The sequence below is a fragment of the Paraburkholderia steynii genome (genome assembly GCF_900100565.1).
Classification (GTDB): Bacteria; Pseudomonadota; Gammaproteobacteria; order Burkholderiales; family Burkholderiaceae; genus Paraburkholderia; species Paraburkholderia terrae.
Genome location: NZ_FNDI01000026.1, coordinates 36,823 through 56,551, shown reverse-complemented (window position 1 = coordinate 56,551; position 19,729 = coordinate 36,823). Strand labels below are relative to the sequence as shown.

The 19,729-nt window shown below is 62.9% G+C and carries 20 protein-coding genes and 1 tRNA gene; 9 read left to right on the top strand and 12 right to left on the bottom strand.

Features of this window, described 5'->3' with window-relative positions; all coding sequences use genetic code 11:
* Positions 1-6 precede the first annotated feature (6 nt).
* Both BLT65_RS34650 and BLT65_RS34645 read left to right on the top strand, forming a co-directional pair.
* Positions 7-82: transfer RNA gene (locus BLT65_RS34650), tRNA-Thr, on the top strand.
* A gap of 150 nt (positions 83-232) precedes the next feature.
* The gene (locus BLT65_RS34645; RefSeq protein WP_091786812.1) at positions 233-1,378 is read left to right on the top strand and encodes a methyltransferase; all 1,146 of its coding nucleotides are present in this window, start codon (positions 233-235) and stop codon (positions 1,376-1,378) included.
* Positions 1,379-1,387: 9 nt separating this feature from the next.
* Here BLT65_RS34645 and BLT65_RS34640 read toward each other — a convergent pair whose 3' ends face one another.
* Positions 1,388-2,656, bottom strand: coding sequence for a TIGR03862 family flavoprotein (locus BLT65_RS34640; protein ID WP_091786808.1), 1,269 nt, complete (start codon positions 2,654-2,656; stop codon positions 1,388-1,390).
* A 269-nt stretch (positions 2,657-2,925) separates the two neighbouring features.
* Here BLT65_RS34640 and BLT65_RS34635 point away from each other — a divergent pair, with 269 nt between their 5' ends.
* Positions 2,926-3,138: a DUF1059 domain-containing protein gene (locus tag BLT65_RS34635; RefSeq protein ID WP_035989024.1), complete on the top strand. Its 213-nt coding sequence runs from the start codon at positions 2,926-2,928 to the stop codon at positions 3,136-3,138.
* 22 nt (positions 3,139-3,160) lie between these two features.
* Here BLT65_RS34635 and BLT65_RS34630 read toward each other — a convergent pair whose 3' ends face one another.
* Entirely contained in the window at positions 3,161-4,705 is a 1,545-nt protein-coding gene (locus BLT65_RS34630; protein ID WP_091786805.1) for a UxaA family hydrolase, read from the bottom strand.
* On the opposite strand from BLT65_RS34630, the gene BLT65_RS34625 reads away from it, so the two are divergent.
* Complete coding sequence (locus tag BLT65_RS34625; RefSeq protein WP_091786802.1) at positions 4,692-4,871, top strand: hypothetical protein; 180 nt, start codon at positions 4,692-4,694, stop codon at positions 4,869-4,871. The genes BLT65_RS34630 and BLT65_RS34625 overlap by 14 nt on opposite strands.
* Before the next feature lie 262 nt (positions 4,872-5,133).
* Here BLT65_RS34625 and BLT65_RS34620 read toward each other — a convergent pair whose 3' ends face one another.
* A complete protein-coding gene (locus BLT65_RS34620) occupies positions 5,134-5,454 on the bottom strand; it encodes a type II toxin-antitoxin system HicA family toxin (protein ID WP_007731784.1) in 321 nt (106 codons plus the stop codon).
* Positions 5,455-5,846: 392 nt separating this feature from the next.
* Between BLT65_RS34620 and BLT65_RS34615 the strand changes: the two genes are divergently transcribed.
* A complete protein-coding gene (locus tag BLT65_RS34615; RefSeq protein WP_007731782.1) occupies positions 5,847-6,677 on the top strand; it encodes a class I SAM-dependent methyltransferase in 831 nt (276 codons plus the stop codon).
* A gap of 21 nt (positions 6,678-6,698) precedes the next feature.
* On the opposite strand, the gene BLT65_RS34610 is transcribed toward BLT65_RS34615, so the two are convergent.
* Together BLT65_RS34610 and BLT65_RS34605 are read right to left on the bottom strand one after the other, a co-directional pair.
* A complete protein-coding gene (locus BLT65_RS34610) occupies positions 6,699-7,268 on the bottom strand; it encodes a DUF1415 domain-containing protein (RefSeq protein ID WP_091786799.1) in 570 nt (189 codons plus the stop codon).
* A gap of 28 nt (positions 7,269-7,296) precedes the next feature.
* The gene (locus tag BLT65_RS34605) at positions 7,297-7,929 is read right to left on the bottom strand and encodes a TetR/AcrR family transcriptional regulator (protein ID WP_091786796.1); all 633 of its coding nucleotides are present in this window, start codon (positions 7,927-7,929) and stop codon (positions 7,297-7,299) included.
* A 169-nt stretch (positions 7,930-8,098) separates the two neighbouring features.
* On the opposite strand from BLT65_RS34605, the gene BLT65_RS34600 reads away from it, so the two are divergent.
* Entirely contained in the window at positions 8,099-9,382 is a 1,284-nt protein-coding gene (locus BLT65_RS34600; RefSeq protein WP_091786793.1) for an MFS transporter, read from the top strand.
* A 185-nt stretch (positions 9,383-9,567) separates the two neighbouring features.
* On the top strand, positions 9,568-10,161 hold the full coding sequence (locus BLT65_RS34595) for a nitroreductase family protein (protein WP_091786912.1): 594 nt from the start codon (positions 9,568-9,570) through the stop codon (positions 10,159-10,161).
* 89 nt (positions 10,162-10,250) lie between these two features.
* Here BLT65_RS34595 and BLT65_RS34590 read toward each other — a convergent pair whose 3' ends face one another.
* Positions 10,251-11,720 (bottom strand): MFS transporter, encoded by a 1,470-nt coding sequence (locus tag BLT65_RS34590; protein ID WP_091786790.1) that lies wholly within the window; start codon positions 11,718-11,720, stop codon positions 10,251-10,253.
* Positions 11,721-11,958: 238 nt separating this feature from the next.
* Here BLT65_RS34590 and BLT65_RS34585 point away from each other — a divergent pair, with 238 nt between their 5' ends.
* Positions 11,959-13,227 (top strand): Hsp70 family protein, encoded by a 1,269-nt coding sequence (locus BLT65_RS34585; RefSeq protein WP_042313799.1) that lies wholly within the window; start codon positions 11,959-11,961, stop codon positions 13,225-13,227.
* Between the two features lie 94 nt (positions 13,228-13,321).
* On the opposite strand, the gene BLT65_RS34580 is transcribed toward BLT65_RS34585, so the two are convergent.
* The gene (locus tag BLT65_RS34580) at positions 13,322-13,525 is read right to left on the bottom strand and encodes a cold-shock protein (protein WP_007731769.1); all 204 of its coding nucleotides are present in this window, start codon (positions 13,523-13,525) and stop codon (positions 13,322-13,324) included.
* 454 nt (positions 13,526-13,979) lie between these two features.
* On the opposite strand from BLT65_RS34580, the gene BLT65_RS34575 reads away from it, so the two are divergent.
* Positions 13,980-15,584 (top strand): APC family permease, encoded by a 1,605-nt coding sequence (locus tag BLT65_RS34575; protein WP_091786786.1) that lies wholly within the window; start codon positions 13,980-13,982, stop codon positions 15,582-15,584.
* Positions 15,585-15,662: 78 nt separating this feature from the next.
* Here the strand turns inward: BLT65_RS34575 and BLT65_RS34570 are convergent, their stop codons facing one another.
* The 5 genes from BLT65_RS34570 to prfA form a co-directional block, all read right to left on the bottom strand.
* Positions 15,663-16,448: a DODA-type extradiol aromatic ring-opening family dioxygenase gene (locus tag BLT65_RS34570; protein ID WP_042313793.1), complete on the bottom strand. Its 786-nt coding sequence runs from the start codon at positions 16,446-16,448 to the stop codon at positions 15,663-15,665.
* A 136-nt stretch (positions 16,449-16,584) separates the two neighbouring features.
* The gene (locus BLT65_RS34565; protein ID WP_091786783.1) at positions 16,585-17,184 is read right to left on the bottom strand and encodes a UbiX family flavin prenyltransferase; all 600 of its coding nucleotides are present in this window, start codon (positions 17,182-17,184) and stop codon (positions 16,585-16,587) included.
* A 25-nt stretch (positions 17,185-17,209) separates the two neighbouring features.
* Positions 17,210-17,521, bottom strand: coding sequence for a Grx4 family monothiol glutaredoxin (gene grxD / locus BLT65_RS34560; protein ID WP_035989050.1), 312 nt, complete (start codon positions 17,519-17,521; stop codon positions 17,210-17,212).
* A gap of 124 nt (positions 17,522-17,645) precedes the next feature.
* A complete protein-coding gene (gene prmC, locus BLT65_RS34555; protein ID WP_091786780.1) occupies positions 17,646-18,494 on the bottom strand; it encodes a peptide chain release factor N(5)-glutamine methyltransferase in 849 nt (282 codons plus the stop codon).
* A gap of 9 nt (positions 18,495-18,503) precedes the next feature.
* Positions 18,504-19,586, bottom strand: a complete 1,083-nt coding sequence (prfA, locus tag BLT65_RS34550) for a peptide chain release factor 1 (protein WP_091786777.1) — start codon at positions 19,584-19,586, stop codon at positions 18,504-18,506.
* Between the last annotated feature and the right edge of the window lie 143 nt (positions 19,587-19,729).

The window sequence follows — 19,729 nt, the reverse complement described above, 5'->3', positions numbered from 1 at the left end:
TCTCACGCCGGCTTAGCTCATCAGGTAGAGCGCTTGACTTGTAATCATGAGGTGGCGGGTTCGAGTCCTGCAGCCGGCACCAGTATCAAAAAAACGGGTTACACGGGCCTACCGTGTAACCCGTTTTTCTTTGGTCCACTCCACTGTTTCCCGTTCAGTCGTCCTCAAAAGTCTCATCCCTCCGAAACGGACACGATGTCGACGAGGCCCAACGGTTCAATACAATACGGACATGACCAATTTCCCCACGCTTACCTGGCCCGAAGCCGAAGGCCCGCAATCCGCGCGCTGGCGCTCGGAAGCCGCTGTTCCGCCCGCGAAGCGCGTCGTCATCGCTGACGACCGCACGACAGCCGACGCCGCCTATCGCCTCGCCTGCGAAGGCACCGCGTTGTTGTGGCGCGGCGACTTTCAGAACGCCCGCCAGTTGCTGCAGGCGATGACCCGCCGCCTGGAACGCAAGCCGCGCAAGCAGGTTGCTGAAACCCCACTGGACGCCTTCAACCTGCACCGGCAAGCGCAGTCGCAACGCGCGCGCACGCTCGGCATGCTGCTGATTCCGCTCGAAGGCGACTACACGATTCCATTGCGCCGCGCGCCGAACGTGCAGCAGACATGCGAAGAAGTCTACGGCCCGCCTTCGCAGGAACCGTCCGTGGTCTCGTTGCGCGAACTGCTCGGCATGATCGGCGCGCATGAGTGGCGCAAGAAGGGCGTTGAGATTCCCGCTTTGCAGGAGCGCATCCATCCGTACTACGGCGTGTTCTCTCCCGTGCGCGGCGAGTATGTCGATCTGGTTGCGCGAACGCCGCTTCCGTCGGTGGAAAAGGCATTCGATATCGGTGTTGGCACGGGCGTGCTGTCGGCGGTGCTCGCGAAGCGGGGCGTCAAGCGGATCGTCGCAACCGATCAGGACCCGCGCGCGCTCGCGTGCGCCAAAGAGAACCTGACGCGGCTCGGCTATGACAAACCGGTCGATGTGATCGCGGCCGATCTGTTCCCCGAAGGCCGCGCGCCGCTTGTCGTCTGCAATCCGCCGTGGGTGCCGGCGCGTCCTGCGTCGCCGATCGAAAGCGCCGTGTACGACTACGAAAGCCGCATGCTGCTCGGCTTTCTGAACGGACTCGGCGCTCATCTTTCACCGGGCGGCGAGGGCTGGCTGATTCTGTCGGACTTCGCGGAACATCTGGGCATGCGCACGCGCGACTGGTTGCTGGCCGCCATCGACAATGCCGGTCTGGTCGTCGTCGGGCGCGAGGACATCAAGCCGCGTCATCCGAAAGCGACGGACGCCGATGATCCGTTGCACGCCGCGCGCAAGGCCGAAGTCACGTCGCTGTGGCGGCTCAAGGCCAAGAGAATCGCAACGAAGCCGTGACCGGGTGAGTTAGCGCTGAAGGATATAAGCCAGTGCGCCGCGTCCAGCCACGAGGCCGCTGGCGAAGCACGCAGTCAACAGATAGCCGCCCGTCGGCGCTTCCCAGTCGAGCATCTCGCCCGCGCAGAACACGCCGGGCAGTTGTCGGATCATCAACGCGTCATCGAGCGCTTCGAACGGAATCCCGCCCGCGCTGCTGATCGCTTCGTCGATGGGCCGCGCGCGCGTCAGCCGCAGCGGCAATGACTTGATGGCTTGCGCGAGCTTCGCGGCATCGGTGAAGTCTTCCTTCGAAAGACATTCGTGCAGCAAGCCGAGCTTCACGCCCGTAATGCCGATACGGCTATGCAAGTGACTCGACATCGATCGCGAGCCGCGCGGCCGCGTCACTTCGTCGATCACACGTTGCGCGCTCAGGCCCGGTGCGAGATCGAGCGTTATCGTCGCTTCGCCATTGGCGAGCAGGCGGTCGCGAATCACCGAAGACAACGCATACACAAGGCTTCCTTCGATCCCCGTCGACGTCACGACGAACTCACCTTGTCGATGCTGGACCGTGCCGTCCACGCTTTTGACGGCGATCGAAACCGGCTTCACCGGCTGTCCCGCATAGCGTTCGCGAAAGTACTCGGTCCAGTCCGCGTCGAAGCCGCAGTTCGCGGGCAAGAGGGGCGCGACGGGAATCTCGCGTTGTTGCATCAACGGAACCCACGCGGCATCGGACCCGAGGCGCGCCCAACTACCGCCGCCCAAAGCGAACACGACGGCATCGGCGCTGACTTCGCGTTCGCCCTCCGGCGTCGCGAAGCGCAGGCCATGCGTATCGGACGAAGCGGGCTCAGCCCAGCCGATCCATTTATGGCGCATGTGAAACTGCACTCCCGTTTCCCGCAACCGATGCAGCCAAGCGCGCAGCATCGGCGCGGCTTTCATGTCGGTCGGAAACACGCGGCCCGAGCTGCCGACGAAGGTCGCAACGCCCAGTTCGTCGAGCCATGCACGCAGCGCGTGCGGGCCGAATGCGTCGAGCAACGGCGCGATGTCGGCGCGGCGCTTGCCATAGCGGCCGAGAAACGGCTCGATCGGCTCGGAGTGCGTGATGTTCATGCCGCCTTTGCCCGCCATCAGAAACTTGCGTCCGACGGATGGCATCGCGTCGTACACGTCGACGCGCGCACCGCCACTCGCCAGCGCTTCGGCGGCCATCAGCCCCGCAGGGCCGCCGCCGATAACGGCAATGCGGGCGTGATGCGTGGGGTGATCGGACGAATTCGGCATCGATGGAAAGTGACGTGGATGGCGGTGAAACGCGCTCGGCGCGAAGGCCGGTATTGTCCCACCCACCTGGAAGCGGGGCAAACCCGGAGCAGGCAAGCACACACTGCAACCTATACTTTTCTCACACACATTCTTTTCCGGCGCACGCCGCGCCGCCCAGCCGCGCACAACTCACGCATTTCCCGCTGCCCGAAGCCTCGCCGATATGCACGCCGAGGCGACGCCAACGCACGCGTTGCGCGCGACGACTTTGATCTGAGGAGTCTGTCATGGGCCGCAAATACATCGATTGCCGCGAATGCCCGAGCGACATCAACTGCACGGTCGCCCTGTGCGCCGATTCGGAAAACGAACTGCTCGAAGCCGCCGTCGCGCACGCGATGCAGGCGCACAAGCACAGCGATTCCCCTGAACTGCGCGCGCAATTGAAGTCGATGTTCCACGATGGCACGCCGCCGCTCGGCGCGCCCGCCGCCGCATAACTTCAGCCCGGCCGATCCGCGCTCAGGTCACCACGCCGACTTGCCAGGGCACGAACTCGTTCTGTCCATAGCCGTGCAGTTCGCTTTTCGAGCGCGTGCCTGACGCGCAGTCGAGCATCATCTGGAAGATGTCCGCGCCGAGTTGATCGATGGATGCCGTGCCGTCGATCACGCCGCCGCAGTTGATGTCGATGTCTTCTTCCTGGCGTTCCCACAGCGCGGTGTTGGTCGCTAGCTTCAACGAGGGTGACGGCGCGCAGCCATAGGCGGAGCCGCGCCCCGTCGTGAAGCAGATCAGGTTCGCGCCCGATGCGACCTGGCCTGTCGCCGACATCGGGTCGTAGCCGGGCGAATCCATGAACACGAAACCCTTCGCGCGAATCGGCTGCGCGTACTCGTACACGTCGACGAGATTCGTCGTGCCGCCTTTCGCAACCGCGCCGAGCGACTTCTCGAGGATGGTCGTCAAGCCGCCGACCTTGTTGCCCGCCGACGGATTGTTGTCGAGTGCCGCGCCGTTGCGCGCGCAATAGTCCTGCCACCACGCGATGCGCGCAAGCAGCTTCTCGCCGACTTCGCGGCTTACTGCGCGGCGCGTGAGCAGATGCTCGGCGCCATAGACTTCGGGCGTCTCCGACAGTATCGCCGTGCCGCCATGCTGCACGAGACGGTCGACGGCCGCGCCCAACGCCGGATTCGCCGATATCCCCGAATAGCCGTCCGAGCCGCCGCACTGCAAGCCGACCATCAGATGCGACGCGCTCACCTTCTCGCGCACCGCACTGTTCGCGTCGGCGAGCATGTCGCGCACCATCGCGATGCCGCGCTCGATGGTTTTGCGCGTGCCGCCGCTGTCCTGAATCGTGAAGCTGCGCAGTTGCGCGGTGTTGTCGGCGAGACCGCCCGATTCGAGCACGCCGCCAATCTGGTTCGTCTCGCAACCCAGCCCGACGAACAGCACCGACGCGAAGTTCGCGTGCGCCGCGTAACCCACTAGCGTGCGCTGCAGGATCGCCATGCCTTCGCCGCGCAGATCGACGCCGCAGCCAAGTCCATGTGTCAGCGCGATCACGCCGTCGACGTTCGGAAAAGCCGCGAGTTCTTCCGGATGCACGTCGCGCCGGAAATGATCGGCGATGGCGCGCGCGACGGTCGCCGAGCAGTTCACGCTCGTCAGAATGCCGATGTAGTTGCGCGTTGCGACGCGGCCGTCCGCGCGACGGATGCCCATGAAATGCGCCGGCTCGCGGGCTGCGGCAGTCGGATGCGTGTCGACGCCGAATTCGTGCTCGCGCGCGAATTCGGCCATGCCGAGGTTGTGCGTGTGTACGTGCTGTCCGCGGGCAATCGACTCGCGCGCGACGCCGATGATCTGGTTGTAGCGCTTGACGGGCTCGCCCTTCGCGATCGTGCGCGTCGCGATCTTGTGGCCAGGCGGAATCAGACCCGTCACGACCAGGTCCTCGGTTTCGATGCGCGTGCCCGACACGAGCTGGCGCGTCGCAATGATCACGTCGTCGTTCGGATGAAGGCGGATGGCGGCGTGCGCGGCGATGACTGTCGACATGATTCGGTGCCTTATTGAAAAATCAGACGTGCGAGCGTTGCGCGCCTTCCGGCACTTACGGGCGCTTGGGATCGGCGGGCAATGGCTCGATGCGGCCGACGATCACAAGATAGCTGAATGCGCCGAGAAACCAGAAGCCGCCCGCGACGACCAGCGGAATGCATGAGTCGGGACGAAGAGGCGGCTTGCGTCTTATGCGCTTATTGAATTCGGCCGGACCTGTTGGGCATGATAGGAGTCATCCCGTGCAGGCGCATGCTGCGACGCAGCGGCATCAGCATGTGAGACGCGAGGGGGAACGGGAAGCTACGCGTGGACCGAGGCGCAAAACCTGGCCAAAGGCTGTCGCAAGCGGCTACGAGCCGCAGCAGACAAAGGGAAAACTCGGAAAACGGCTGCGCGAGCGGGCCGCGCAGCCGTCGGCGGACTCAGCCCGGATAGGCTTCGTCGACTTTGAGTCCGGCCAGTTTGAAGATCACGCGCAGCGTCTGAGGCTTGATGTCGCGGCGCGACGCGAGCGTCGTCATCACGAAGTCCAGCACTTTCGCGTATTTGAGCAGGGTCAGGCACGTCTCCATATCGACGCTGCCGTCGCGCATGACTTCCGCGAGCCGCAGCATCTCGACTGAGATGTCGCGCGCCATTTCGAGTTCCAGTTGCTGCTTTTCTGTCCACTCGGGCGTGGCCAGCAGCTTCGCCATGAGCTCCTGAAACTTCTGCTCGGCGTTTCCGTTGGGTGTCGTATCCATTTACCGCCTCATCAGATCCGAGCGCGCTTCGTAGCAGTCCCGGCGCACTTCAGGTTACGTAACGTTCGAACCCCTGTTCTGGCTCGACCTCCCCCACGCGTACCGGCGGTTCTTCGACGTTGCAGTAACCGGTAGCTTGTCTTTCTTTATGCATCCTGCAAGCCGTCATGCACTATCTGGCTTGCATCAGATGACTGCCTTGCGACCTGCTTTTCAGCAGGTTCGAACCCGGGCGATTCTCATGCACGAACGATTCCAGGCCGGGTGCGATGTCGCCGTCCGCGCGCAAGAACCGGGACCGTCCCGCGCGCTTTGGGTAAACTGACAGACACTTTTCCCTTTTTCCGTCACCTGACGCACGTTCGCGATGCAATCGGTGGCACGCTCATTCGATGTCCAGCAAATCCTACGAAGTCCGTCCTAACCAGTCCGTCGAGCTGCTGAAGGAACTCCATATCCTGACGCGCGACGGCAAGATGAACCAGGACAGCCGCCGCAAGCTCAAGCAGGTCTACCACCTGTTTCAGTTCATTGAACCGTTGCTCCAGGACGTGAAAGAGACGAAAGGCGAACTGTCCCTTGTTGATCACGGAGCGGGCAAGTCCTACCTCGGCTTTATTCTCTACGACCTGTTCGTCAAGGAACTGCGGGATAACTCGCATATCTACGGCATTGAGACGCGCGAGGAGCTCGTCTCGAAGTCGGAGGAGCTTGCGGCGCGTCTCGGCTTCAAGGGTATGTCGTTTCTCAATCTTTCCGTAGCCGAATCGATTACATCGGACAAACTGCCGCCGAACGTGGACATCGTCACCGCTTTGCACGCGTGCGATACGGCCACCGACGACGCCATCCGCTTCGCGCTCGAAAAACATGCGAAATACATCGTCGTCGTGCCGTGCTGTCAGGCGGAAGTGGCCGGCGTGCTCCGCAGGAACAAGGGCAAGTCGCTGGCGAACGCGTTGACGGAAATCTGGCGGCATCCGCTACATACGCGCGAATTCGGCAGCCAGATCACCAACGTGCTGCGCTGCCTGCAACTGGAAGCGCACGGCTATCAGGTCAACGTGACGGAACTGGTCGGTTGGGAGCATTCGATGAAGAACGAGCTCATCGTCGCGACCTACAAGGATTTGCCGCGCCGGCGGCCCGCCGAGCGGCTCAATGAAGTGATGGACACGCTCGGCATTCCGGAACTGCGCGAGCGGTTCTACGTCGAGGCTTGAGCCCCGTCGAGCGTTAGCCGGTCAGTCTTTGGCCGGCTCGCTCATCCATTTGTGCCAGCCTTCCGGGCCGAGACGGCGCAACGTTTCCATGTTGCGCTCGTAGATGTCGGCGGCGTCCGGAAAGGCGTCGACGGCGCGGTCGATGCTCGCTTCCCGCAGCAAATGCAGAATCGGGTAGGGCGCGCGGTTCGTGTAGTTCTCGATATCGTCCGGCTCGTGGCCTTCGAATTGATACTGAGGGTGAAAGCTGGCGATCTGCAGCGTGCCTTCGAGGCGCAGTTGCTTGAGCATCCGGTCCGCGAAAAACAGGCAGTCGTTGTATTCGAGGAAATCGCTGAGCGCGTGCGGAATGATGAGCAGCGTCGTGTCGATCGCGGCGGGATCGGCATCCGCCAACGTGCGCAGCTCGGCTTCCAGATCGGTCAATACGCCTTCCATGTCGGTCGCTTCGCTGATCGCATAGCGAATCTGCTCCTTCACATGCACTGCCTTCGCGAACGGGCACAGGTTCAGCCCGATTACGGCTCGCGTCAGCCAGTGGCGCGTGGCTTCGAGGATGGCATCGTGCGAAAAAGGGGACGTTGAAGACATGGCGGTGCCGGCAGGAAACGCAAAACCGCTATTTTACCGACGCCTCTCCACACGCCTGCGCGACAAGTTGTTCTGCCACTCGCGCTGCGACCGAAATCGGTCCGCAGCCCGGTCCGTAGGTCTGGCTCGACGCGTAGATCCCTTCGATCAGCAACGCGAGCGCGTTCGCAAGCTCGCCCGGATCGCGCGCGCCGGCTTCCGTGCAGAGCGCGTTGAGCCGCTCCATCAGCTTTGTCTTGTTGTTCAGCACGCAGAGCCGCGCCGGATGCGCCGGGTCCGGAAATTCCGCCGATACATTGACGAACGGGCAACCACGATAGTCTTCTTTCGACGCCCGCCCCGCCAGATCCTCGAAGTACTGGACGATCTGTTTCCGAGGCTCACCCGGATGTTTGGCCAGACTTTCGTCGAAACGTCTGAAGAACTGCTCGTCCGACTGTTCCAGGTACGCCACCACCAGATCGTCTTTCGAAGAGAACTGGCGGTACAGGCTCATCTTGTTGACGCCCGCCCGCTCGACGACGGCGTCGACACCCACCGCGCGCACGCCTTCCTTGTAGAACAGATCGGCGGCGGCGCGCAAAAGATGCTGCTGCGCTTCTGAGCCGGCCGTTTGCGAACGACGGCTCGGCGCGCGTTTGGGAGTGTCGGAATTAGCCATGATGGTCGTGTGGTCCTTGAGTCGACGCCTTGACATGTTACCGATCGGTAACTAAGATCGCAACACCGATTGTGACAGGTCAGTCACAACACCTTTACGAAAGCGGTAAAAATCAGAATGCGGCTGGCATCGCAGCACCGTGAGCCGTGACGGAAACCTTGGAGAACCGATGAACTGGGCAGCAAGAATAATTGGTGGGCGTTTCCACTACGGCTGGCTGGCCGTGGCCGTGGTGTTTCTGGTGCTGCTCGCGGCGGCCGGCACACGCGCAACCCCGAGCGTGATGATGGTGCCGCTCGAACATGACTTTGGCTGGAGTCGCGCGACGATCTCGCTGGCCATTTCCGTGAACATCGCGCTGTACGGACTGATGGGGCCGTTCGCGGCGGCGGCGATGCAGCGTTTCGGCGTGCGTCCGACCATTCTGACGGCACTCGGCATGATGGCCGCGGGCGTCGGCCTGTCGTCGCTGATGACCCACCCGTGGCAGATGATTCTCGTGTGGGGCGTGATGGTCGGCGGCGCGACGGGCGTGGCGGCGCTGACGCTGTCGGCGACGGTCGTGAACCGGTGGTTCAGCACGCATCGCGGTCTCGTGATGGGCATTCTCACGGCCAGTTCGGCGACAGGCCAACTGGTGTTTCTGCCGCTGCTCGCGGCGATCGCGCAGCATCATGGCTGGCGGCCCGTCGTGTGGACGGTCGCGATCGCGGCGGCCCTCGTGCTGCCGCTGGTGGCGTTCCTGCTGCCGGAGCGTCCCGCCGACATGGCGCTGCGTCCGTTCGGCGAACCCGCCGACTCGCCCGTCAAATCGGACATGAGCAAGCAGAATCCGCTCGCGATCGCGTTCGGCACGCTGGCGATGGCGAGCAAGACGCGCGACTTCTGGCTGCTGTTCTTCAGCTTCTTCATTTGCGGCGCGAGTACCAACGGCTACGTCGGCACGCATTTGATCGCGATGTGCGGCGACTACGGGATGACGGAAGTGCAGGGCGCGTCGCTGCTCGCGGCAATGGGTATTTTCGATCTGTTCGGCACGACGCTGTCGGGCTGGCTGTCCGACCGGTTCAACGCGCGTGTGCTGCTGTTCTGGTACTACGGGCTGCGTGGCCTGTCGCTGATGTATTTGCCGCACGCGTTCGGCATCGACTTTTTCGGTTTGCCGCTGTTCGCGGTGTTCTACGGTCTCGACTGGATCGCGACCGTGCCGCCGACAGTGCGTCTCGCTACCGATGTCTACGGCAAGGACTCGGCGCCCGTCGTGTTCGGCTGGGTGGTCGCGGGCCATCAGTTGGGTGCGGCCTTCGCGGCGCTCGGCGCGGGCATGCTGCGCGCGAGTCTCGGCACGTACACGGTGGCGTCGATGATTTCGGGCGGGCTGTGCATCGTCGCGTCGATCATCGTGCTGCGGATCAACCGTGGCGAGCGGAGCGTCGCGGCGCAGGCTGCTTGATGCTGTAGTCCGCTTCACGGCACGAAAGAGCGCGTCGGGGTCCAAGGGCTTCGACGCGCTTTTTTCATGCGCTCTGGCCTTGTAAATCTGCGCGACCAGCAGGGCGGGAATCGGGGCGCTCGGGTTATGCTAGTGGGCCCTCGGGCTGCTGCCCGCCGATCATGTATTTCGACCGAGAAATGCGCATGACCACCAAACCCGCACGCACCGACGTTCCCATTCATGAACTGATCGCCGGCCGCTGGAGCCCGCGCGCGTATTCGAGCGAGCCCGTGAGCCGCGAGCAACTGCGCACGGTACTCGAGGCGGCGCGCTGGGCGCCTTCGTCGTACAACCTGCAGCCATGGCGCTTCGTGGTGTTTGACCGCACGACGGACGAAGTCTCCTTCAAGAAAGCGTTCGACACGCTCGTGCCGTTCAATCAGGGCTGGAATTCGAAGGCGCCGGTCCTGATCTGCGTGACGGCGCACACGCTGACGGCGAAGGGCGAAATCAATCGTTGCGCACCGTACGACGCGGGCGCGGCGGCGCTGTCGCTGGTGTTGCAGGCGCACGCGCTCGGCCTTGCCGCGCATCAGATGAGCGGCTTCGACGTCAATGCGTTCCGCAAGGCGTTCGCGGTGCCCAATGACATCGAAGTGATCGCGATGATCTCGCTCGGCCACTATGGCGAAGTCGACAAACTCGACCCCGTGCTGCGCGAGCGCGAAAAGGCGGTGCGCACGCGTGTGCCGCTCGGTGATATTGCTTTTGCGGGCGGGTGGAACAAGGCGTTCTGAGCTTGTTTCAGTGCGTCATTGGTTTATTACGGAACGCGGCCGATGGCCGCGTTTTTTTATGCGCGGCTGTCGCTTGCGCTTATTGGCGGTCAATCGTCGTCGATTGCGGATAGCGGTGCGGCGACGCTTTCGAGTGGCCGCCGTTCCGCGTCCACGCCCCAGATCGCCGCGATCACCGCTGCGGCCAGCATCAGCGCCGAGCCGACCAGATAACCCGAAAACACTTCGCTGCGCTGCTGCGTGTCGATCAGCTTGCCGAAAAACACCGGTCCCGCGATACCGCCGAGCGCCGTGCCGAACGCGTAGAACACCGCAATCGCGAGCGCGCGAATTTCAAGTGGAAACGATTCGCTGACGGTCAGATACGCCGAACTCGCCGCCGCCGACGCGAAGAAGAAAATCACCATCCACGCGATGGTCTGCGTCGTCACGGTGAGCAACTGCTGTTCGAACAGGTAGCCGCTCACGGTCAGCAGCAGCGCCGAAATCGCGTAGGTCGCGGTGATCATCTTGCGGCGCCCGATCACGTCGAACAGCCTGCCGATCAGCAGCGGCCCCGCGAAATTGCCGAGCGCGAAGGGCAGGATGTACCAGCCGACATGGTCACCGGGCACATGATAGAAATCGGTCAACACGAGCGCGTAGGTGAAGAAAATCGCGTTGTAGAAGAACGCCTGCGCCGTCATCAGCGACAGTCCGACCAACGCCCGGCGCCGATGCACCATGAACAGCGTGTGGAAGACCTCGCGCAGCGTCGTGTGCTCACGGGCGCGCAGGCGCAGGCGTTTGAGCGCATCGTCGGCGAGCGTGTGATTTTCCGCGCGAAAGCGCGCCTCGATCCCTTCTACGATCTCGCGCGCTTCCTTTTCTTCACCGTGCGTAAGCAGCCAGCGCGGACTTTCGGGTATCCATGCGCGCATCGGCAGGATTGCCAGTGCGAGCGCCGCGCCGATGAAGAAGCACGCGCGCCAGCCCCAGTCGCCGGGCAGCAGATGCGGGTCGAGCATGACCAGCGAACCGACCGCGCCAAGCGCCGCGCCGATCCAGAACGTGCCGTTGATCGCGAGATCGGTGTGTCCGCGCACGCGCGCGGGTGTGAATTCCTGGATCGTCGAATTGATCGCCGTGTACTCGCCGCCGATGCCCGCGCCCGTCAGGAAGCGAAACACCAGAAAACTCATGAGATTCCACGAGAAGGCGGTCGCCGCGGTCGCCGCGAGATACAGCGCGAGCGTGATGAAGAACAGCTTGCGTCGGCCGAGCCGGTCGGTCAGCCAGCCGAAGCCGAGCGCGCCCAGCACGGCACCGGCGATATACGCGCTGCCGGCCAGCCCCACGTCCGCGTTCGAGAAGCGCAGCACCTCGCTCGACTTCAACGCGCTCGCGACGGAACCCGCGAGCGTCACCTCCAGCCCGTCGAGCAGCCACGTCACGCCGAGCGCCACGACGATCAGCGAATGGAAGCGGCCCCACGGCAAGCGGTCAAGCCGCGAAGGCAGATCGGTTTCGACGATGCCGGCCGGGTCGGCGCGAACCGTGGCGGCGGAAGGTTCCTGCATCGAGTCTCCTGAATCTCCTGAATGAGCGAGCCAATGTTTATGAGGATTCTGTAAGCGGGCCGTCGAACAGCGTATCCTGTCGGATTCATTCGAGCCCGGTGCGACCTATCGATGAAGCAATCTGCATTCCCCATCGCCGCAGCGTGGACTGCGCGCGCCCGGTTGATGGTGTCACAGCTTTCATGTTACAAAGCCCGTCCTTTTTCTGTGCGCGCCTGCGTGAGCGGCGAATCCTGCCATGACCTATTGCGCGATTGACTTCGGCACGTCGAATTCGGCGGTTGCCGTTCCTGTCGGCGGTTCTCCAGCCGGGCAGGCGACGCTGAAGCTGGCGCCTGTCGAAGGCGCCTACACGACGCTGCCTACGGCCGTCTTCTTCAACACCGACGAAAACCGGCGCGAGTACGGCCGCGCGGCGCTCGAAGCGTATGTCGACGGCTTCGACGGCCGGCTGATGCGCTCGATGAAGAGCATTCTCGGCTCGGCGCTGGCCGACAACAATACGGATCTCGGCGACGGCTCCGCGATCAAATACACCGACGTGATCGCGATCTTCGTCACGCATCTGAAGCGCTGTGCGGAACAGACGGCGGGTACGCCGATCAGCCGCGCGGTGCTCGGGCGCCCGGTGTTTTTCGTCGACGACGATCCGCGCGCCGATCAGCTCGCGCAGCAGCAGCTCGAAGCGGCGGCGCGCTCGGTGGGACTCGACGAGATTCACTTCCAGTACGAACCGATCGCGGCCGCCTTCGATTACGAAGCGCATCTGACGCAGGAAGGGCTGGTGCTGGTGGCGGATATCGGCGGCGGCACGTCGGACTTCTCGCTGGTGCGCGTCGGGCCGGAGCGGATGAAGCGTATCGAGCGCAAGGACGATGTGCTCGCGCATCACGGCGTGCATGTCGCCGGAACGGACTTCGACCGGCGCGTCGAACTGGCGACGATCCTGCGCGAACTCGGCTATCAATCGCTCGATCCCGAAGGGCGCGAGATGCCGAACCGTATTTACTTCGACCTCGCCACCTGGCATCTGATCAACACGATCTATACGCCGAAGCGCGTGTCCGAGCTCGGGTTGATGCGGCATCTCTATTCGAACACGCGACATCACGACCGGCTGATGCGCGTCGTCGAGCAGCGTTTCGGCCATGCGCTCGCGGCGCATGCGGAAGAAGCGAAGATTGGCGTGGCGGCGGGCGGCGAGACGCTGATCGACCTGGAAATCGTCGAGGAGGATTTGCGCCTCGCATTCGACGAAGCGCAACTGATTGCGGCGGGCAAGGACGAGACGCTGCGCATCGTCCAGGCTGCGCGCGATACCGTGCAGCGTGCGGGCGTCGCGCCGCGCGATGTCGACGCGCTGTACTTCACGGGTGGATCAACGGGATTGGCGTTTTTGTCGGGCGCGCTCGCTGCGGCGTTTCCCGATGCGCGTCCCGTATTCGGCGATCGCCTCGCCAGCGTTGCAACTGGCTTAGGCATTCACGCGCAGCGCGTATTCCGGTAAAGATTTTAGATTTCGCGCCGAAATCCCGATTAACCCAGAAAAGAAAAAACCCCGCCTAGGCGGGGTTTTTCTGCGTTCCGGAAGGAAGCTAAGCTTAGACCGGCTTGATGTTAGCGGCCTGCTTGCCCTTCGGGCCCGTCTTGACGTCGTAGGTAACCTTTTGGTTTTCCTGCAGCGTCTTGAAGCCTTCTACGCGGATTTCCGAGAAATGCGCGAACAGATCTTCGCCGCCGGCGTCCGGCGTGATAAAACCAAAGCCCTTTGCGTCATTGAACCACTTGACGGTACCGGTTTCCATATTACTGTTTCCTAAAAATGGTGAATAAGGCCGAAGCCCAGAGGTGCATGAAAATCAAGGAAGGGTAATAGGACCAACCGGAGTACCGTTGATGGGCGAACTACGAAAGAACCAATTCACTCGCCGCTTGAAATCCTGCCCGTCCTTTATACGGATATTTCGAGAGAAGGTCAACCGTAATCTTTAAATCCTCATATAGAACGGGGCTATTAGGCACAAAAATGCTTACAAAGCTTGCTATTTCCCCGGTTTTTTTGTAGGGCTCAAACGTATTTTGACTGCAATCGCGCGGTGCAACCGTTAAACTACGCCCCGCGCACGATCGGTTGCACCTGCGTGGAAGAAACCCGCAATCGCGCTCGCGACCGCCCGCCGTATGCCCTAGTCTTTCCTATGACTTCTAGCCGTGTCTAACGGCCGCGGCAGCGGCGTGCTTTCAGATATAGGAGAAGACGTGAAAAGTTCTATTCAACGGCACATCGGCCCATTCGCGCTGATGCTGACGGGACTCGGCTCGATTATCGGGTCCGGCTGGCTGTTCGGCGCCTGGAAGGCGGCCAAGATCGCGGGCCCTGCGGCGCTGTGCGCGTGGGTGATCGGCGCAGTGGTGATTCTCGCAATCGCGCTGACCTACGCGGAACTCGGCGCGATGTTCCCCGAGTCCGGCGGCATGGTTCGTTATGCTCGCTACTCGCACGGCGCGCTGGTGGGCTTTATCAGCGCGTGGGCCAACTGGATCGCAATCGTGTCGGTGATTCCAATCGAGGCGGAAGCGTCGATCCAGTACATGAGCACCTGGCCGTACGAATGGGCGCACAACCTTTTTATCAACAGTGAGCTGACGACACCCGGCCTTCTGCTGTCGGCCGTGCTGGTGGTCATCTACTTCCTGCTGAACTACTGGGGCGTGAAGGTGTTCGCGCGCGCGAACACGGCCATCACGATCTTCAAGTTCATCATCCCGGGCCTCACGATTCTCGGTCTGATGATGAGCGGCTTCCACAAGGAAAACCTCGGCGAAAGCCTTGGCGGCACGGGCGCGTTCGCGCCGTATGGCTGGTCGGCGGTGCTGACGGCGGTGGCGACGAGCGGCATCGTGTTCGCGTTCAACGGCTTCCAGAGTCCGATCAACCTGGCGGGCGAAGCGCGTAATCCGGCGAAGAGCGTGCCGTTCGCAGTGATCGGCTCGATCCTGCTGGCGCTGGTGATCTATGTGCTGCTGCAGATTGCGTACATCGGCTCGGTGAATCCGGCTGACGTGGTGAAGGGCTGGAACCAGTTCAACTTCAAGTCGCCGTTCGCGGAACTGGCAATCGCGCTGAACCTGAACTGGCTGGCAATCCTGCTGTATGTCGACGCGTTCGTGAGCCCGAGCGGCACGGGCACGACCTATATGGCGACCACGACGCGCATGATCTACGCGATGGAGCGTAACAACACGATGCCGAAGATGTTCGGCACGGTGCATCCGCTGTACGGAGTACCGCGTCCGGCGATGTGGTTCAACCTGTTTGTATCGTTCATCTTCCTGTTCTTCTTCCGTGGCTGGAGTTCGCTGGCGGCCGTCATTTCGGTGGCGACGGTGATCTCGTATCTGACGGGTCCGATCAGCCTGATGGCGCTGCGCCGCGCGGCGACCGACCTCGAGCGTCCGCTGCACATCAAGGGTATGAGCGTGATCGCGCCGTTCGCATTCGTGTGCGCGTCGCTGATCCTGTACTGGGCGAAGTGGCCGCTGACGGGCGAGATCATCCTGCTGATGGTCGTGGCGCTTCCCGTGTTCTTCTACTTCCAGGCGAAGTCGGGCTTCGGAGGCTTCAACCAGGATCTGAGGGCGGCATGGTGGCTGGTCGCGTATCTGCCCATCATGGCGATCCTGTCGCTGATCGGCAGCAAGCAGTTTGGCGGTCTGGGTGTGCTGCCGTATGGCTGGGACATGCTGGTGGTGATTGTGTTCTCGCTGATCTTCTATTACTGGGGCGTGCATACGGGCTATCGCACCGAGTATCTGAACGAGCGCGAATCGCACGACGAGATTCTCGAAGGCATCGGCGCCTGATCGACTGCCTGACTAATAAAAAAGCCCGCCAGATTCTGGCGGGCTTTTTTGTATGCGCGACGCGCGACGGAGAAACGCTTACGCGTTGCCGAACACGTAGTTCGTCATTGCCAGCGAGCGCTGGAACGTCCCGAGCGACTGGATGCCGAGCTTGTAATCGTCCGGCGCGGCGCCAAGCGCGGCGAACACTGGCAGCAGATGTTCGTCGGTTGGATGCATGAACGCGGCGTGCGGTGCCTGACGACGGTAATCGAGCAACGCATCGATATCGCGGTCGGCGAGGCGCGCCTCGAACCAGTCGGTGAATTCGGTGACACGCGGATCGGCGTCTTCCGGGCGTGCCGAGAAATCCGCTTCACGCAGATTGTGCGTGATCTGCCCCGAACCGACGATCATCACGCCTTCGTCCTGCAGTGGGCGCAGCGCGCGCCCGACGCGGAAGTGATGCGCGGGATCGAGCCTCGGCTGGATCGACAGCTGCGCGATTGGCACGTCGGCGTGGGGGAACATCAGCAGCATCGGCACCCATGCGCCGTGGTCGAGACCGTGCGGTTGTGTAGCCGTCGGAATGCCCTGTTCGCCGAGCAGCGCGGCGGCGCGGCGCGCGATATCGGGCGCGCCCGGCGCCGGGTACTGAATCTCGTACAACTGACGCGGGAAGCCGTAGAAGTCGTGAATCGTCTCAGGCGCGTCCGACGTGCTGGCCGCAGGTTGCTGCGTCATCCAATGGGCCGACAGCATCAGGATCGCTTTCGGGCGCGGCACTTCAGCAGATAGGGATGCGAATTCCGCGCGTGGCATCGACGGGTCGATCGGCAGCGTTGGCGCACCGTGCGACAGGAAGAGGGAAGGCAAGCGGGTCATGGCAGTGCGGGCCCGATGAAGGCCGGATAAGTTTCGTTGAAGCGAATATAAGCCCGCACTGTCATTTGATAAACGGCGAAACGGGGATTTGATTGTCTCGCGGCAGTTGTGAATCGAGCGGCGCCAGCCGCGCGCTTCACTGCGACGGACTGTTCAACCCTTGCCAGGCGGGCGCGAGCGCCGGACCCAGCGCGAACAGGTCGAGCACGCGGGCGACAGTATCGTCGACCATCTGATCGATCGTCTCGGGCCGATTGTAGAAGGCAGGCAGCGGCGGAAAAATCACGCCGCCCATTTCGGTAACGGCCGTCATGTTGCGCAGATGCGCGAGGTTGAACGGCGTTTCGCGCACCATCAGCACGAGCCGTCGACGTTCCTTCAACGTGACATCGGCGGCGCGCGTGATCAGATTGTCGGAAAGGCCGTGCGCGACACTCGCGAGCGTTTTCATCGAACACGGCGCGATGATCATGCCATCGGTCGCGAACGAGCCGGACGCGATGCTCGCGCCGACGTCGCGCACGGAATGAACGACATCCGCGAGCGAATGCACGTCTTCACGCGACAATTGGAGTTCGTGCTGGATATTGAGCCATCCGGCGCTGGAAATCAGCAGATGGCTTTCGACGCCGCCCAGTTTGCGCAGTGTCTGGAGCAGCCGGACGCCGTAGATGGCGCCCGTCGCTCCCGTGATAGCGACGATGAGACGGCGAGGCGCCGCGGCGCGTGTTTCCATGACGTGCGGCGCCGTCTCTCGTGGCTTAGGCGGCAGCGAAGAGTTGCTGCAGTTCGCCCGACTGATACATCTCCATCATGATGTCCGAGCCGCCGACGAATTCACCGTTGACGTACAGCTGCGGGATGGTCGGCCAGTTCGAGAATTCCTTGATGCCCTGGCGCACTTCGTCGTCTTCGAGGACGTTGACCGTCTTGAACTGATCGACGCCGCACGCCTTCAGAATCTGCACCGCGCGACCCGAGAAGCCGCACATCGGGAATTGCGCGTTGCCTTTCATGAAGAGCACGACGGGGTTTTCGTCGACGATTTGCTTGATGCGTTGTTGCGTGTCCATGACTGACCTTGCGGTTCCGGTGTGTATAAGAGATAGAGTGAAATGATAGCGGATTTCTCTGATAGCGACCGGCGGCTGGATCTGCGCGACTAAGCGCCGTGGCAGCGAGCCGCGCCGCCGCGTATCAGCCCGGCCAGCGACCGCCGCTGATGCGTTCGATATCCGCCAGATCGCATTCCGAACGCACGTCGGCAAAACCTTGCGCCGTAAGGATCGCGCGAACGGCTTCGGCCTGATCGTAGCCGTGTTCCATCCACAGCACGCCGTTCGGCACGAGCCGCGCCGGCGCGCCGGCGACGATCGCGCGGATCGCCGATAGGCCGTCGGCTTCGTCGGTGAGTGCGCCGCGCGGCTCGAAACGCAAATCACCTTGCGACAGATGCGGGTCGCCACTCGCGATATACGGCGGGTTGCTGACGATCACGTCGAACGTGAGCGAGGCGTCGAGCGCGGCGTACCAGTCGCTTTGCACGAATTGCAGGTCGCCGCCGGGACGCTTCGGTTCGAGGAGCTTGATGGCGTTGTGACGGGCAACCTCCAGCGCGTCGGCCGAGCGGTCGACGGCCCAAACTCGCGCGTCCGGCCGGGACCACGCGATCGAAACAGCAATCGCCCCCGTGCCCGTACCGAGATCGAGCACGCGCGAGCGCGCGGCACGGCCTTCGAGTGCCTGTACGGCCGTTTCGACGAGCAATTCGGTTTCGGGCCGTGGAATCAGCACGTCACGCGTGACGTGGAAGTCGAGCCCGAAGAATTCACGCGATCCGATCAGTTGCGCGATCGGCTCGCCCGCCACGCGCCGTGCTTCCAGATCGCGGAACGCCGCCACCTTGGCGGCATCGAGCGCTTCGTCGGCGCGCGTGATCAGCTCCGTGCGGCGCCACTCCAGCGCGTGCCCGAGCAGAATGCGCGCTTCGAGCGCGGGCAGCGGCGACGCGCGCAGCAACGTGGCGACGGTATCGACGGTATTCATGCGCGCCGCTCAGTCCGCGTCGCCAAGCGACGCGAGCAGTTCCGCCTGATGCTCGGACACGAGCGCCGCAATCAGCTCGTCGAGATCGCCTTCCATCAGCGCTTCGAGGCGATACAGCGTCAGGTTGATCCGGTGATCGGTGAGACGGCCTTGCGGGAAGTTGTACGTGCGAATGCGCTCCGAGCGGTCGCCCGAGCCGATCAGGCTCTTGCGCGTCGCGGCTTCTTTCGCGTGCTGCTCGTGGTACTGCTTGTCCTTGATACGCGCGGCGAGCACTTTCAGCGCACGATCCTTGTTCTTGTGCTGCGAACGGTCGTCCTGACACTCGACCACGATGCCCGTCGGCAAGTGCGTCACGCGTACCGCGGAGTCGGTCTTGTTGATGTGCTGGCCGCCCGCGCCGGACGCGCGGAACGTATCGATGCGCAGATCGGCGGGATTGATCTCGACTTCGCCGATTTCATCCGCTTCCGGCATCACCGCGACCGTGCAGGCCGACGTATGGATGCGGCCCTGCGTTTCCGTCGCCGGCACGCGCTGCACGCGATGCCCGCCCGACTCGAACTTGAGCTTCGAATACGCGGCGTCGCCCGCAATCCGCACGATCACTTCCTTGTAGCCGCCCAGATCCGATTCGCTCGCCGACATCATCTCGACCTGCCAGCGGTTGCGTTCCGCGTAGCGCAGATACATGCGCAGCAGGTCGCCCGCGAACAGCGCCGATTCGTCGCCGCCCGTGCCCGCGCGGATTTCGAGGAAGATGTTGCGCTCGTCGTTCGGGTCTTTCGGCAGCAGCATTGTCTGCAACTCGCCTTCGAGCTTTTCCATCTGATCGCGCGCCGAGCGGATTTCCTCTTCCGCAAAGTCCTTCATCGATGCATCCGACAGCAGTTCCTGCGCGGTGGCGGCGTCGTTCATCGACTGGCGCCAGAGAGCATAATGCTCGACGACAGGCTGCAATTCCGCGTGTTCGCGTGTCAGCTTACGGTACTGGTCGATGTTCGACGTGATGTCTGCGCGGCTCAACAGGTCGTTCAGTTCGGCCAGCCGGGTGGTGAGCTGGTCGAGCTTGGCTTGCATGCTCGTTTTCATTGGGGCGGTCGGAGCGGGCTCCGGAAAGAACGGCTGATTCGGGAAATCGGGACGATAACCCGGGACGAAAGCCCCGGACAATGGGATGAAGCACCACGCGGGCCTGGTCGGCAACCCGCGCGATGCCGCGGCGTGTAGCGCCG

What these genes read in the sequence shown, in the direction of transcription:
- BLT65_RS34645 (WP_091786812.1), top strand. Translation starts at nt 233, where the DNA reads ATGACCAATTTCCCCACGCTTACCTGGCCCGAAGCCGAAGGCCCGCAA.
- BLT65_RS34640 (WP_091786808.1), bottom strand. Translation starts at nt 2,656, where the DNA reads ATGCCGAATTCGTCCGATCACCCCACGCATCACGCCCGCATTGCCGTT.
- BLT65_RS34635 (WP_035989024.1), top strand. Translation starts at nt 2,926, where the DNA reads ATGGGCCGCAAATACATCGATTGCCGCGAATGCCCGAGCGACATCAAC.
- BLT65_RS34625 (WP_091786802.1), top strand. Translation starts at nt 4,692, where the DNA reads ATGACTGTCGACATGATTCGGTGCCTTATTGAAAAATCAGACGTGCGA.
- BLT65_RS34630 (WP_091786805.1), bottom strand. Translation starts at nt 4,705, where the DNA reads ATGTCGACAGTCATCGCCGCGCACGCCGCCATCCGCCTTCATCCGAAC.
- BLT65_RS34620 (WP_007731784.1), bottom strand. Translation starts at nt 5,454, where the DNA reads ATGGATACGACACCCAACGGAAACGCCGAGCAGAAGTTTCAGGAGCTC.
- BLT65_RS34615 (WP_007731782.1), top strand. Translation starts at nt 5,847, where the DNA reads ATGTCCAGCAAATCCTACGAAGTCCGTCCTAACCAGTCCGTCGAGCTG.
- BLT65_RS34610 (WP_091786799.1), bottom strand. Translation starts at nt 7,268, where the DNA reads ATGTCTTCAACGTCCCCTTTTTCGCACGATGCCATCCTCGAAGCCACG.
- BLT65_RS34605 (WP_091786796.1), bottom strand. Translation starts at nt 7,929, where the DNA reads ATGGCTAATTCCGACACTCCCAAACGCGCGCCGAGCCGTCGTTCGCAA.
- BLT65_RS34600 (WP_091786793.1), top strand. Translation starts at nt 8,099, where the DNA reads ATGAACTGGGCAGCAAGAATAATTGGTGGGCGTTTCCACTACGGCTGG.
- BLT65_RS34595 (WP_091786912.1), top strand. Translation starts at nt 9,568, where the DNA reads ATGACCACCAAACCCGCACGCACCGACGTTCCCATTCATGAACTGATC.
- BLT65_RS34590 (WP_091786790.1), bottom strand. Translation starts at nt 11,720, where the DNA reads ATGCAGGAACCTTCCGCCGCCACGGTTCGCGCCGACCCGGCCGGCATC.
- BLT65_RS34585 (WP_042313799.1), top strand. Translation starts at nt 11,959, where the DNA reads ATGACCTATTGCGCGATTGACTTCGGCACGTCGAATTCGGCGGTTGCC.
- BLT65_RS34580 (WP_007731769.1), bottom strand. Translation starts at nt 13,525, where the DNA reads ATGGAAACCGGTACCGTCAAGTGGTTCAATGACGCAAAGGGCTTTGGT.
- BLT65_RS34570 (WP_042313793.1), bottom strand. Translation starts at nt 16,448, where the DNA reads ATGACCCGCTTGCCTTCCCTCTTCCTGTCGCACGGTGCGCCAACGCTG.
- BLT65_RS34565 (WP_091786783.1), bottom strand. Translation starts at nt 17,184, where the DNA reads ATGGAAACACGCGCCGCGGCGCCTCGCCGTCTCATCGTCGCTATCACG.
- grxD (WP_035989050.1), bottom strand. Translation starts at nt 17,521, where the DNA reads ATGGACACGCAACAACGCATCAAGCAAATCGTCGACGAAAACCCCGTC.
- prmC (WP_091786780.1), bottom strand. Translation starts at nt 18,494, where the DNA reads ATGAATACCGTCGATACCGTCGCCACGTTGCTGCGCGCGTCGCCGCTG.
- prfA (WP_091786777.1), bottom strand. Translation starts at nt 19,586, where the DNA reads ATGAAAACGAGCATGCAAGCCAAGCTCGACCAGCTCACCACCCGGCTG.